We start from the raw sequence: 13,114 nt of genomic DNA, 5'->3' as shown, positions 1-13,114 counted from the left end.
AGAAAGTGATATAGAAACTAAATCGAACGACCAGTGGTGACGAGCTGCGCGGCTCGCTATGCTGGTCACCTCACATGTGGCGCATCGCTGCCGCCATCACAAATCATCGAACCGAAGGGACTCGGGGAAATGGGGTAACGACCGTGAATCAACGTGGTCCGCTCGATCGCGTCGAAAGGATTCGATGGCCGACACTCGCCGCTTCCTTCGTGGCTAGCGCCGTGCTCATGGGCGCCGCCGGTTGCGGCACCATCCAGGGCCCCGCGTACGAGCGTCCCGAAGTTGCGGACAAGCCGCAGTGGTCGCACCTGGAAGGTCGCGAGATCTCCACGTCCGAGGTGATTCAACCGGACTGGTGGCATGGCTTCGGCGATCCTTATCTGCTCCAGCTCATTCAACGCGCCATCGATCAAGGCCTGGACATGCGCATTGCGGCGCTGCGCCTGGATCGCGCCGGCATCCAGCTGGGCAAGGATCGGTTCAGTCAGACGCCCAAGCTGGCAGTGTCGCCAGCCGATAGCATCGCGCGCGGCAAAAGTAACAACCAGAAATCCGCCACCACACGCGAAACGGAGTCGCTGGGTGCGGCCTTGACGTGGGAGCTGGATCTTTGGGGAAAGATCCGCAAGGACATGCAGGCCGCCGACGCGCGCTATCGCGCCACCGAGATGGATTGGCGCGGCACGCAGCTCACTCTGATCGCGAGTGTCGCTGAACGTTATTTCCAGATCCGCCAGTTCGATGAGCAGATCGCGCAGCAGGTCGATTCGAAACGCCAGGCCGAGCAACTGCTCGACATCTACTATGCCCAGCACAAGGAGGGCATGGTGCCCGAGACCAGGATCCGCTCGCAAAAGGCCGAGATCAATGGTCTGCAAAATCGTTTGATCGAACTGCGGCGCGGACGCACCGAGTCCGAGCTGAAGCTGGCCACCTTGCTCGGTGTGCCGGCGGGCGAGTTGTCCGTGCCGGTCGGCAGCCTGCGCGACAGTGTGCGGATCATCGAAATGCCCGAAGTGTTGCCCGCCGATGTGCTGGCGAGGCGGCCCGACGTATTGAAGGCGGAATACAACGTGCTCCAGGCGCACCACCTGGTGGGCAAGGCTCGCCTGGCGCGCTTGCCGACCTTCTCGCTCACCGGCGCGGCCAAGACCGGCACCAGTTTCGTCTCCACCGTGATCAATACCTGGACGTTCGGCCTGGCCGCGTCCTGGGCCGGGCTGTTCGATCGCGATCTCAAGATCGATGTGAAGCTCAACGAAGCGGACGTGCGCATTGCGCGAGAGGAATATCGCAAGACCGTGCTGGAAGCTTACGAAGAAGTCGAGATCGCGCTGGTGAATCTGAATGCGCGGCGCCAGCAGATCAAAGAGCTCGAAGCGCAAGTCGCCGATCTGCAAGTGGTGCGCAACGTGCAGGACGCGCGTCTGCGTGAAGGGCTGGTGTCGCAGCTGGAGGTGTTCGATACCGAGCGGACTCTGCTGGCCGCGCAGCAGGAGATCCTGTCGATGTATCAGCTGGTGCTCACCGACACCGTCACGCTTTACAAAGCGCTGGGCGGCGGCTGGGAGTCGGCACGGCCCGGGGTGGAGCCCAAAGTCAAAGTTTCCCAGAGTGAAAAGTGAGCGCGAGCGAGCTCGTATGAGTGCGCCGCTGCCATCCACTCATGATGGTCCGATCATGAAAGTCATCCTCAAACCTATCTCTCACCCGCGCGTGGGCGACATCGACATCGTCGACGATCTGTTCGCAATCGGTAGAAACGAAGAGCCGTTCGCGTCCAGGTTGGGGGAGGCGGCGGAGAACCTGTCGCGTCGCCACGCGCGTGTGTTCCAGGAAGGCGGCAAGGTCTTCGTCACCGATCTGGGCAGTCGCAACGGCACGCGCGTCAACGAGCGCGAGCTGAAGCACAACGTCGCCGCCACGTTGCGAAACAACGATCGCATCACGTTCGGCGAGGCTGTGGAGTTTCGGGTGGAGATTCACTCGGCCACCGAGCAGGCGGTCGACAAAGCGCCAGCGCTGCGCCTCACCTTGGTGCCGGAGGATCCGGCAGGCGGGCTGGATGCGATCGCCATCGAGCGCTTTCCATTTTTGATTTCACGCAACGAAGGCGAGTTCGAGCACTACAAGGAACGCTTGCCCGCGGCCTGGCGTCGTCTGTCACGCCGACACGCAGTGATCGCGATCAGAGGCGGACGCGTCAGCATCGAGGACCTAGGCAGCTCCAATGGCACCTTCGTCTCGGGAGCCAGGCTCGACGAGCGCGCACGCCCGCTGTCCAACGGCGACGTGATCGCGTTCGGCGATCCACAGTTTTCTTACAAGGCTCGGATCGAAGTCCTGCATGAGCCCACTCAATTCGCCGGGACGGTGATGCGCCGTCCAGAGCCGGCGATTGCGGCCGAAGCGGCGGAACCCGTCGCATTCGCCGATGAGGCTGTCGTCGCTGATCAACCGGAGCAGGCCATGCCAAGCGAGCCGTCTCCGGTCGAATCGCGCGCTGGCACAAATCGCACACGCTTCGTCAGTTCCGCGGACTCGTTCATCAATGTCTTTTGCGCGGACGACGAGTTTGTAGGAGGAACGAGCGAGAGCAGCAGCGTGGCCAGGACGGCTGAGGTGCAGCAGCTGCGCGCACCTCCCACCGGGATCCGAAAATATCAGCTGATGCTCAGACAGGTCTGGCGCGCACTCGGTGGAGGCGGCTCGGTCAGCCGGCGTGCCGCATGGGGTGCGGCGATCGTGCTCGGCGCAATCGTGATCGCCGCCGCCATCACTTATCTCATCGGCATGGACCGCCGCGGTATCAAGGATCTGCTTGCTCAGGGCCAATACACCGAGAGCGCCAAGGTGGCCAACCGATATCTCGAGCACAGTAGCGACGATTTCGAGGCGGGCGCCTGGGCCGAAGAAGCGCTGACCAAAGCGATCGTGCCGACGTGGATGAAGTTCATGGAGCAGGAAAACTTCACCGCCGCGGACCAGTTCCTTGCCGCTCAGCGCAAGCAATATCCATTCATTCCGCGCGGTCAGCAGATGATCGACACACTCGCGTGGGCAGGCAGAGTGGAAGCGCACATCGCCGAGCGCGGCGGTGCCAATTCCCCGATCGCCATGTTCCGACACGAGCCGGTGATCACGGCGCTGGTGGACGAGTGGCGCGCCAACAGCTTCAGACACCAGCAAATCATGGATCAGATGGTCACGCGCGAGCCGCACTTCGAGCCGATCCACACCCGCGTTTTCAGCTACCTGACCAGTCTGCGCAGCGACAACGCGATCTACGTGAAGGCCATCGGACAACTGCGTACCTCCATCGAAGCCGCCTTACGGCGGGATGATCGCGGCGCCATCGGCAAGCTGATCAACGAATTCGCCGCCAACTATCCGCGCGTGATCGGCGTCGACGCACTGCGCGACGACCTCGCTCGCTACGACACGCTGAGTCAACTGATTCGTCAGAAAGAGCTGCTGCAGTTGGTGCATTTGAGCCGGACCGCGCAGTTCCGCACGCCCGTCTTCGCAGAGCACGTCGATATCTGGCTGGAGAAACAGCTACCGCCTGCCGAGATCATCGCCAAGCACGCCGAAGCCGCGGCCGCCTGGAATGCGGGCAAACACGATGAGGCCATCGCTACGTTGAAGTCGGTGAAGGATGCGCCCTGGGGTGAAGTGGCCGCCCGGCAGATCGATCGCTATGAAAAGATCGGCGCCGACTACAACGCTCTACGCGCGGCCAAGGGGACCGATGGTTACTACGACCGCCTGCTCGTGATGTGGTCCGGGCTGCGACCGAATGAAGACGAACATTTGATTCGCGCGCTGGAGGCGGACTTTGTCGCTCATCGCGAGCAGGTATTGCCGCGCTTGGATCGAACGCTGGATCGCGCTCGCGGTCATTGGAGCGAATATCAAACCGCTGGCGGCATCTCGGGCGTGATTCGCGTGGAAGAGCGCGTCTCGCCGCGCTTCTCCGCTCAAGCCAAGCGTCTTTCCAGCGCCTATCGAGAGATCAGCACGGGCGCACGAACTTATCAGATGCTGCAAATGCAGGCGCCTCCGGAGTGGCAGACGCTGCAGCGGGACGTCGCCGACGAAGTGCAGCGCCAACGGCGCTGGTTGCAGGATCTGGACATCGTGCTGGAGCCGGTGCTGCTGCACGCGAAACTGGATCTGCTGCCGGAGATCTCGGAGCAATCGTTATGGGTACAGTCTACTACCGATCCAAGAAAGGACTGAATCGTTTCCTCGAGGACCACGGTCCGGAAGGCGTCGCGATTCTCACCGATCAACCCTCGAGATTGATCCGCGGCACCATCCTGGTGCTGTTCGGGCTGCTGATCGCCGCCGTGCTCTGGTCGTTCTTCGGCAAGGCCGATGTGATCGTGCAGAGCCAGGGCGTGGTGAAGCCCGAGCTCGAACAGCAGGGCGTGTATCTGCCGCTCAAGGGCGAGCTGGTCAACGTGTATGTGACCGAGGGCATGCCGATCGAGAAGGGCGATGTCGTGGCTCGCATCAATTCGCCGAGCGCCATCGAGCTGGCCGGGCAAGCGTCGCAGGCGGCCGTGCATCTGGCCGCGGCGGAGCGCGGCAGAGAAATGTTTCCGCTGAAAAAGAAAGCCATGGAAAAAGATCTCGAGGCGCTCAAGGCCAAGATCGCCGCCGATGAGCGCGATCATCGCTGGCGCGCAGCGGAGGGTGTGGCGAAGCTGTCGGAAGAGCAACAGCTGAAACTGGAGAAGGCGCGCGCCAAATTGGCGAAGGCGGCCGCCGAACGCGATCAGGCGCAGCGTGTCGTGGATCAACACGAGCGTTTGTTCAACTCGCCTGGCAACGGCGGCCTGTCGCGCGATCAAGTGGAAGAGAAGCGCAATATGCTGCGTGAGAAAACCCTGGACTACAAACTGGCCGAGGGCGAGCTCGGCGAGTTCGAAGTGACCTTGATGCAGGAGTACGACAAGCGCAAAGCCGAGCTGCAAAAGAAATCCCAGGAACTGATCGCGTCGCAGGCTCAGTTCGAGAACATGCTGGTGCGCATGACTCAGGAGGAGGAGCAGGCGGAAACCGATTTCCGACTGGCGCGAGCCAAGGCCAGAGCGGCGTCGCGCGTCAGCTACGATGACATCGACGAGGACAACTTCATGCGCGTCCGCGCGCCCGTCGATGGCGTGGTCACCGCGGTGACGTTCACCGATGTAGGCGCCCAAGTCGACGAGAAAACCCCGGTCGTGCTGATCGCGCCCAAGGGCTCGAGAAAGGTGCTCGACATCGAAATCCACGAGCGGGATCGAGCGTTCCTCAAGCCCGGCATGCCGGTGCGAGTCAAGGTGAATGCGTTTCCATTTCAACGTTACGGTGTCCTGCAGGGCGAGCTGGAGCACATCGCGCCGGCCTCGACCACCAATCGCGACACCAAACAGATCGTCTACAAGGCGCGCGTCGGGCTCGAGCGGGATCACTTCCTGGTCAATGAAGTGCCGACGCCGGTTCGCTACGGAATGGCAGTCAAGGTCGAGATCGTGGTCGACCATCGGCGCCTGATCGATCTGGCGCTCGATCCCTTGCGAAACTCCGTCGGATGACTCTCATGAAAGAACTCCGCTCGCTGGCCGATGACGCCGTGGTCGAATTTCTCGCCACGGTCGAGATGTTCTCCGCATTCACCGCCGCCGATCTGCAGCAGCTGGCGACGTATGTGGATTCGCACTGGTACGAGTTCGGACAACCCGTGTTCGAGGCGGGACAGAAGAACACCGGCTTGTACGTGGTGCGCTCGGGCAGCGTCCGGCTGTTCAGTGACGACAATGGCAAGGAAGTCAGCCAGGGCGTGCGTAAGGCGGGCGATGTGGTGGCCGAGATCGGCGCATTGCGCGAGCATGTCCACGACGTTTCGGCCCGCGCCTCCGCCAAGACCGAGATTCTGTTCCTGTCGCGCGAGGCCATCGCACCCGTGCTCGCCAACAACAAGGATGCTGCGACGTTTCTCACCAGCTACACAGCGATACGCATGGCCGGCGGTGCGGTCAGCCGCCTGTTCGATCTCAAAGGCAAGGTGGAGCAGGCTGAACTTGCGCAGCTGGTGCGCAGTCTCGGCGTCAAGCGTGTGGAAGCGGGCGCCACCGTGCTGACGCAAGGATCCTCCGAAGACCGCCGACTCTATGTGGTGCGGCAAGGCAAAGTCAGGATCACGCGCGAAGAACAAGGCACACAGTATTCCATCGGCACTGCTCGGCAAGGCGAGTTCTTCGGTGAGTCCGCGGCGCTCAATGCCGGCGAGCAGCCGGCTTCGGTGATCGCTGAAACCGATTCGGTGCTGCTGGTGATTCCCACCGACACGTTGCGGCTGCTGCTGGAGCGCAAGCCGCAGATCAAGGAATTCCTGGAAAACAGGATCAAGACCGCCGATCGTGAGCTCGAGCGACAGAAACAACTCGCCGGACGCAGAGGCCGTCGCTTGTTGCTCGACTTCACCGGTCGCGCCGGCGCCGGAGAGAAAGTTCTGCCGCGCTTCGAGCTGGTGGAACAAGCGGAAGAAGCCGACTGCGGCGCCGCCTGCCTCGCCATGATCTGCAAGCGCTATGGCATCGGCATCACGCTAGGAAAATTGCGCGAGATGGCGAATGTCACGACCGAGGGCGCCACGCTCGACAGTCTCGCGCGAGTGGGCGAGTCGCTGGGGTTCAATGCTCGCGGCATGAAGTGCACATACGACTCCATGCTGGGCTTCGAGTTGCCATTCATCGCGCACTGGGAGGGATACCACTACATCGTGGTTTACGGCGTGTCGAAACAACACGTGTGGGTTGCCGACCCGGGCCGCGGCTTCGCGAAAATGGACGCCGCGGATTTCGAGAAGGGTTGGACCGGCACTTGTCTGGTGTTCACGCCGGGCGCCGACTTTTCGCCGACTCGGGCCGACCAGTCGCCGTGGATGCGCTTCGTCGGCTACCTCAAGCCGTTCAAGCGCGTGCTGGGTTACGTGGCCATGGCCACTCTGGTGATCGAGCTGCTGGGCGTCGCACCGCCCATCATCGTGCAAAACATCCTCGATCGCGTGGTGGTCCACAACAATATCAATCTGCTGCACGTGCTGATCGTGGGCTTGATCATCACCCACGTGTTCACCAAGCTGACTACGCTGATGCGCGGCTTTCTGGCCAATTACATCCGGCGCAATCTCGATTTCGAGATGATCTCGCAGTTCTTCCGGCACACACTGTCGTTGCCGCTGGATTTTTTCAACAAACGACGCACCGGCGACATCTTTGCGCGGTTCCAGGAGAACATGAAGGTGCGCAATTTCCTCACCGAGTCGACGGTGAGCACCCTGTTGAACGCGCTGATGGCGTTCATCTACTTCTTCGTGATGTTTCTCTACAGCGTCAAGCTGACCCTGCTGCTGATCGCCTTCATGGTGCCGCTCGGGGTGCTCACCGTGCTGGTGACGCCAAGAATCAAACAATACGCACGGCGCTCGTTCGAGACGTCCACCGACGCCGAGTCGGTGCTGATGGAGACGCTCAGCGGCGCGGAGACGGTCAAGGCCATGGGCATCGAGCGCCCGATGCGCATGCGTTGGGAAGGCCGCTACGCCAAAGCGCTGGATGTGCAGTACCGCGCGCAGCGCTTCGACCTGCTGGTGGGATTCACCGGACAACTGCTGAGCGCGGCCGGCTCGGTCGTGATTCTGTGGATCGGCGCCACACAGGTGCTGAACGGTGAGCTGTCCATCGGCCAGCTGATCGCGTTCACCATGTTGATGGGTAGCGCCATCTCGCCCGTCATGGGCCTGATCGGCCTGTGGGATCAGCTGCAGGAGACCGGGGTTGCGATGGAGCGGTTGGGCGATGTGCTGGATCTGGAGCCCGAACAGCGGCCGCAGGACATCGAATCGCGCATCATGCTGCCCGATCTCAAGGGCGACATCCGCTTCGACAACGTGTTCTTCCGTTACGGCGGCAACGACAGTCGTTTCGTGCTGGAGAGCTTGCGCTTCGCCGTCGAGCCCGGCCAGCTGGTCGCCATCGTGGGCCAGAGCGGCTCCGGCAAGACCACCCTGGCCAAGCTGATTGCGGGCTTCTATGGACCGAGCGAAGGCACCATCTATGTCGACGGCTACGACATGAAGCTGGTCGAGAAGGAATATTACCGGGCGCAGCTCGGCTATGTGATGCAGAACAATCTGCTGTTCTCGGGTACGGTGGCCGAGAACATCGCGGCCGGCGACGAGAATCCCGACCGACGCCGAGTGGTCGAGGTGGCCAAGATGGCCGATGCTCACAACTTCATCAGCGCCATGCCGCTCGGCTACGAGCAGGTCGTCGGCGAGCGAGGCATGGGCCTGTCGGGCGGGCAGGCGCAGCGCCTGTGCATCGCCCGAGCGCTGTATCACGATCCTCGGGTGCTGATTCTGGACGAGGCCACCTCGGCGCTCGACAGCCAATCCGAAAGCAACATTCTTCGCAACATGCAGGACGTGCTGAAGGGGCGCACCTCGATCGTCATCGCGCACCGACTGAGCACGATCATGAATGCGGACAAGATCCTGGTGCTTTACAACGGCAGCATCGTGGAGGAAGGCGTGCATGCCGAGCTGATCGAGCGGCGAGGCATGTATCACCAGCTGGTGCAGAAGCAGATGATGAGCGCGGCGTAAGGGCGGTCGCTTCGTTGTGATTCGAGCCGGTTGCAAACAAAAAGGCGGAGGTCCTTTCGGACCTCCGCCCTGCGACGAGCGCGAGGCTTACTTCACGAAGTGATCCCAGTAGCTGTACTCCGTCTGGACTCGAGTACGGCGCCAGGTTTCGGAGTACTTACGGGCCCAGCCGCCGTCGTGGTAGGCGTAGCCCTGGTACTGCGCGGACATCAGCGTGTAGCCACTCCAGGCGCTGGTGTAGATCGTGGCGCCCTTGTAGTGATACGCGCTACCGCCGTTCAGTTCGGTCATCGCCGCGCGATCGAGGGCTTCAGAAACGTTGATGTCGTTGATGCTCAAAGTGTTCATGTCAGTAACTCCGGAACAAGTGGTTGAGTGGGTTGCCGTCAAAGCGCTTTGCGTCGCGCTTGACCAGGAAATTGCAGGCGGCATGCCAGGGGCTGTCACGGAGCCGAATGATTTTTATAGGTGGCTGATGCGAGCGGAGAAATAGTTGAGCGAGCAAACATTCGTGCAACGCGGCGCGGCGGCCACGCAGCTCGGGCAGTTGGGTCGGCGCCAACACGATTCGCTCGCGATGTTGGAATGAAACCGTCATCGACGGCGCAAGCGAGGGGGGAGTCATGAGCGAGCTCATCATTGCGGACCTCGAACAGAGCATCGAGCTGGATCGCGAGGCGATGCGCGCGATCATCGGTCTCGGCGCACGCAAGCTTTGGCCGAAACAAACGACCGCATTCTTCCTGCTGCACACCAGGCACAGCGCCACCGGCATGCGCGCCGCCAGCAATCGATGGTCGGCGCATCTTCGTCCGCTGCCGATCGAGCCCTTGCAACCGAACATGCACTTTAGACGGCCTGGACGAACGCGCGAGGACGGATCACAGTAGCGATGTCCGCGATGGATGTTTATTTCCAAGTTACATTTCTCGGGGAGTGATCGTCATGACTAATCTCATTCGCATCAATGACGAGATCATCAGCTCCGACAGCTTCGTCAAGCTGCTGAAGTTGAGCGGCCGGTTCGACGCGCTCATCGATGATGTCGTCCAGGAAAAGCTCGCGGTGCATTCGGCCAGGCGACTCGGCATCCGGCTGACGCCCGAAGCGGTTCAGGAGCGCGCCGACCAGATCCGCCGCGTGAATGGGCTGCACCGCGCGGTGGATATGCGGCGTTACCTGGAAGGCTTGAAGGTCACGCCCGAGGAGTACGAGCAGTTCGTGACCGAAATGCTGTGCTTCGAGAAGATGATGGAACAGGTGGTCACCGAGGAGAAGGTGGAGCAGTTCTTCCGTCTGAACTCGCCGCAGTTCGACAGCATCGACGTGAGTCACATCGTGGTGGAGTCCGAAGGCACCGCCAGGGAGATCATGGCGATCCTGAGCGACGAGCCGGAACAGTTCTCCGGGCTCGCACAGGAGCACTCCATTGCCGATACGCGCAGCTCAGGCGGTCATATCGGCAGCGTGCTGCGCGGCGCCTTGCGCGGCGATGTGGAGGCCAAAGTGTTCCATGCCAAGCCGGGTGAGATTCTCGGGCCGTTCGCCTCCGCGGATGGCACCTGCTTCGAGATTTTCATGATCAACGACAAGCGGCCGGCCACGCTGGACGAGGACACCAAGTCGGAGATCCGTCGCCTGCTCAAGGAGCAATGGCTGGCGGCGCAGGCCAGCGAGCACCGGCTCGAGATCATGTGATCGGAGCTCAAGCCATGGCCGCAATGAAGACCGTCGACTTGCAGCCCGAGACGACGATTTCCTATGCAGCCTTGCTGGAGAAGATCGAGATTCTGCGCTCCACCTTGCGTTGGGCGCAGAGTCTCGACCGGCCGCAGATCAACAAGCTCCTGAATCAATGCACCACGCTGCGCGAGGAAGTGTTGCGGCTCTCGCACACGGAGCGCTTCGTCAAGGCGAGCGCCTCGACGCCTCGCAACCTGAGCGTCGCGCAACGTCGGCATGCGCTGCTGGAGAGAGATTTTCAGTTCGAAGGCGTATTTGGCGACAGCCCGAAGCTGATCGAGTCATTGGAGATTGCCGAGAAGGCCGCGCGTACCGATCTGCCCGTGCTCATCGATGGCGAGAGCGGCACAGGCAAGGAGTTGATGGCGAAAGTCATCCACGCGAACGGCAACCGCGCGGAGCGTCCGTATATCACCGTGAATTGCGGAGCGATTCCCGAGAATCTGCTCGAGTCCGAGTTATTCGGCCACAAGCGTGGGGCGTTCACGGGCGCGAGCGCCGATCGCGCGGGCAAATTCGAAGCTGCCAACGGCGGCACCATCTTCCTGGACGAAATCGGCGAGCTGCCTCTGATCGGACAGGTGAAGCTGCTGCGCGTTCTGCAATCCAACGAGATTCAGCGCGTCGGTTCCGACCAGGTCATCAGCGTCGACGCTCGCATCGTCGCCGCCACCAACAAGAATCTCCTGGAGATGTGCAAGGCCGGCGCGTTTCGAGAAGATCTCTATTATCGACTCAGCATCATTCATCTCACCTTGCCGGCACTGCGCGAACGCCGCGACGAGATTGCGCTGTTGATCGAATATCTCGCCAACGAGGCGGCGGCGAGGCTGCAGCGGCAGCCGGTGAAGTTGTCGCGACGGCTGACGAGCTTCCTCGATGCTTACGATTATCCGGGCAACATTCGCGAGCTGCGCAATATCATCTTTCGCATCTCCTGCCTGGCCGCCGACACCGCGGATATCGAGCATCTGCCGGAGAATGTGCGCAGCCGAGTGCCGGAGCGCGCTGTACAAGCCGAGCCTGACGCGGCAGCGACGTCGCTGCTCGACGCCAAGCGCAAGGCGAGCGATGAAGCCGAGCGCATCTATCTGCAGGAGTGTCTGGCGAAGGCGAACTTCAGCGTGACCAACCTCGCGCGCAATATCGGCATGAATCGAAGCCACGTACAAACGCTGCTCAAGAAGCACGGGCTCAACGCTCGGCGCACTGCAGCCAAAGCACCCATACACGGCGCCGCTTCTGGCGCGTCATCTACCACTGCGACTTGATCGACTGATCCGCTCGATCCAACACCCGCGCAGGCTGTGTTGGCCCCGGCTCGACCTCTGCAATCCTCTACGGCGCGCGCGGGCCGGTATAACGGAGCACCCAGAGCCCCTGGTTCTTGTCGGTGATAAAGATGTTGCCTCGACGGTCGACCAGCACATCCTCGGTTTGCGTCACCAGGGGCCCCTGCGGCATGGGGCCGAGTCGCTCGGTCGGATCGGGCGGCATGAACCAGCCGACTTCACGCGGCAGACGGGCATGTGAGACATCGTAGATCCGCAGGCCCGCGTTGAAGTGCGCCATGTAGAACAGGTCGCCTTGTTTCTGGACTGCGGGATTGTGCTGCAACTGGTTGGTGTTGTGCGGGCCGCTCCAGCCCGGGCGCTCGGAGAAACTTCGATAGCTGGCGCCTGCGGGCGGAATCGGTTCTGGAAACAGCGAGATGAGCGTGGGGCGAGTGGGCTCACGGATATCCACGATGCCCGCGAAGTGCGCGGCGCCTTTGCCATACGAAGTATCTTCCGAGCTGACATAGGCAACGCCCCGTTCGGCGACTGGCATGACGGTGTGCACGCCGAAGGTCGAATGAAACGGCGGGCTGAATGGAATCCGAGCAATCTGTTTCGGCTGTCTCACATCCGAGATGTCCAGCACAATGAGACCGGCCGCGCCATAGGGCAACCAGGCGCGATTGCCTTCGATCACCGCCGGCCCATGCAGCGAGACGTCTTTGCCTTCGATGTGACACATGCCGTGCGATGTCGCCTGCTCTCGCTCGGTGCGCGCAGCGCCAGCATCCCGAGCGCTTTCCTGTCCGGGCGCCCACCATCGACCGACTTCGCGCGGATGCGCGCGGTCCTGGATGTCGACGATCGAGTAGATATTTCCGCTGTATCCGGATGCGCCGGCGGCGAGATGCATGTAGCGGCCGCCTTGATAGGCATTGCGATGCGTGCCGCGCCCGCCAGTTCGGTAGTGACCCACTTGCCGGGGCTTGATGGGATCGGTGAGATCCCACAGCAGCACGCCTTCTTCATAAGAGCCCTGCGGATCCAGGCCCCACGGCGCATTTTCAAGCCCTTTTTCCAGGCCGGTGATGAGGGTGTTGTCGGCCAGGTCCACTTGCAACGTGAATGTGTTCCGCGGTCCTTCCAGGAAGTTCACCAACTCCGGACGCGCGGGGTCGGTGACGTCCAGAATGTTCCAACCGCGATGCCAGAAGCAGCCGGTGTACAGATACCAGCGGCGGTCACGCTCCAGAAGCGTCATCTTGAAGCCGGGACGCCGCTTGAGATCGTGATAGGCGATGGCTTCGACGTTCCAGGCCTGCGAGCCTGTGGGCCTGGAAGGCCGTTGCTCGCTCCAGCTGCGAGCGCCGGCGAGCAAGCTCGTTGCCGCCAGGCCCTGCATCACTGCGCGACGATTCAGCATGACATGACTCCG

9 protein-coding genes are annotated in these 13,114 nt (G+C 61.8%); 7 read left to right on the top strand and 2 right to left on the bottom strand.

Annotated features, from left to right (window positions below; genetic code table 11):
• Positions 1 to 143 precede the first annotated feature (143 nt).
• Genes JM946_RS19145 through JM946_RS19130 form a run of 4 tightly spaced genes read left to right on the top strand, consistent with a single transcriptional unit; the run spans position 144 to position 8,659 of the window.
• Entirely contained in the window at positions 144 to 1,625 is a 1,482-nt protein-coding gene (locus JM946_RS19145; RefSeq protein WP_203168966.1) for an efflux transporter outer membrane subunit, read from the top strand.
• A 55-nt stretch (positions 1,626 to 1,680) separates the two neighbouring features.
• The gene (locus tag JM946_RS19140) at positions 1,681 to 4,242 is read left to right on the top strand and encodes an FHA domain-containing protein (RefSeq protein ID WP_203168965.1); all 2,562 of its coding nucleotides are present in this window, start codon (positions 1,681 to 1,683) and stop codon (positions 4,240 to 4,242) included.
• A complete protein-coding gene (locus JM946_RS19135; RefSeq protein WP_203168964.1) occupies positions 4,206 to 5,585 on the top strand; it encodes an HlyD family efflux transporter periplasmic adaptor subunit in 1,380 nt (459 codons plus the stop codon). The genes JM946_RS19140 and JM946_RS19135 overlap by 37 nt, the downstream gene beginning before the upstream one ends.
• Positions 5,582 to 8,659, top strand: coding sequence for a peptidase domain-containing ABC transporter (locus JM946_RS19130; protein ID WP_407700575.1), 3,078 nt, complete (start codon positions 5,582 to 5,584; stop codon positions 8,657 to 8,659). Before JM946_RS19135 ends, JM946_RS19130 begins: the two co-directional genes overlap by 4 nt.
• Before the next feature lie 87 nt (positions 8,660 to 8,746).
• Here JM946_RS19130 and JM946_RS19125 read toward each other — a convergent pair whose 3' ends face one another.
• Positions 8,747 to 9,007, bottom strand: coding sequence for a hypothetical protein (locus tag JM946_RS19125; protein ID WP_203168962.1), 261 nt, complete (start codon positions 9,005 to 9,007; stop codon positions 8,747 to 8,749).
• A 275-nt stretch (positions 9,008 to 9,282) separates the two neighbouring features.
• Here JM946_RS19125 and JM946_RS19120 point away from each other — a divergent pair, with 275 nt between their 5' ends.
• The 3 genes from JM946_RS19120 to JM946_RS19110 are packed head-to-tail and all read left to right on the top strand — an operon-like array spanning position 9,283 to position 11,673.
• The gene (locus JM946_RS19120) at positions 9,283 to 9,549 is read left to right on the top strand and encodes a hypothetical protein (protein ID WP_203168961.1); all 267 of its coding nucleotides are present in this window, start codon (positions 9,283 to 9,285) and stop codon (positions 9,547 to 9,549) included.
• A 55-nt stretch (positions 9,550 to 9,604) separates the two neighbouring features.
• Positions 9,605 to 10,357, top strand: a complete 753-nt coding sequence (locus JM946_RS19115; protein WP_203168960.1) for a peptidylprolyl isomerase — start codon at positions 9,605 to 9,607, stop codon at positions 10,355 to 10,357.
• A gap of 23 nt (positions 10,358 to 10,380) precedes the next feature.
• The gene (locus JM946_RS19110) at positions 10,381 to 11,673 is read left to right on the top strand and encodes a sigma-54 interaction domain-containing protein (protein WP_407700583.1); all 1,293 of its coding nucleotides are present in this window, start codon (positions 10,381 to 10,383) and stop codon (positions 11,671 to 11,673) included.
• Between the two features lie 67 nt (positions 11,674 to 11,740).
• Here the strand turns inward: JM946_RS19110 and JM946_RS19105 are convergent, their stop codons facing one another.
• Positions 11,741 to 13,102, bottom strand: a complete 1,362-nt coding sequence (locus JM946_RS19105; RefSeq protein WP_203168958.1) for an LVIVD repeat-containing protein — start codon at positions 13,100 to 13,102, stop codon at positions 11,741 to 11,743.
• Positions 13,103 to 13,114 lie beyond the last annotated feature (12 nt).

The sequence above is a fragment of the Steroidobacter gossypii genome (assembly GCF_016801985.1).
GTDB classification, from domain to species: domain Bacteria; phylum Pseudomonadota; class Gammaproteobacteria; order Steroidobacterales; family Steroidobacteraceae; genus Steroidobacter; species Steroidobacter gossypii.
The sequence above is the reverse complement of the archived record's forward strand: the minus strand, read 5'-3'. Positions and strand labels throughout refer to the sequence as shown.

Bases quoted from the DNA above. Each gene is read 5' to 3' on its own strand.
- JM946_RS19115 (WP_203168960.1), top strand. From the start codon at position 9,605: ATGACTAATCTCATTCGCATCAATGACGAGATCATCAGCTCCGACAGC.
- JM946_RS19130 (WP_407700575.1), top strand. From the start codon at position 5,582: ATGACTCTCATGAAAGAACTCCGCTCGCTGGCCGATGACGCCGTGGTC.
- JM946_RS19140 (WP_203168965.1), top strand. From the start codon at position 1,681: ATGAAAGTCATCCTCAAACCTATCTCTCACCCGCGCGTGGGCGACATC.
- JM946_RS19110 (WP_407700583.1), top strand. From the start codon at position 10,381: ATGAAGACCGTCGACTTGCAGCCCGAGACGACGATTTCCTATGCAGCC.
- JM946_RS19125 (WP_203168962.1), bottom strand. From the start codon at position 9,007: ATGAACACTTTGAGCATCAACGACATCAACGTTTCTGAAGCCCTCGAT.
- JM946_RS19120 (WP_203168961.1), top strand. From the start codon at position 9,283: ATGAGCGAGCTCATCATTGCGGACCTCGAACAGAGCATCGAGCTGGAT.
- JM946_RS19105 (WP_203168958.1), bottom strand. From the start codon at position 13,102: ATGCTGAATCGTCGCGCAGTGATGCAGGGCCTGGCGGCAACGAGCTTG.
- JM946_RS19135 (WP_203168964.1), top strand. From the start codon at position 4,206: ATGGGTACAGTCTACTACCGATCCAAGAAAGGACTGAATCGTTTCCTC.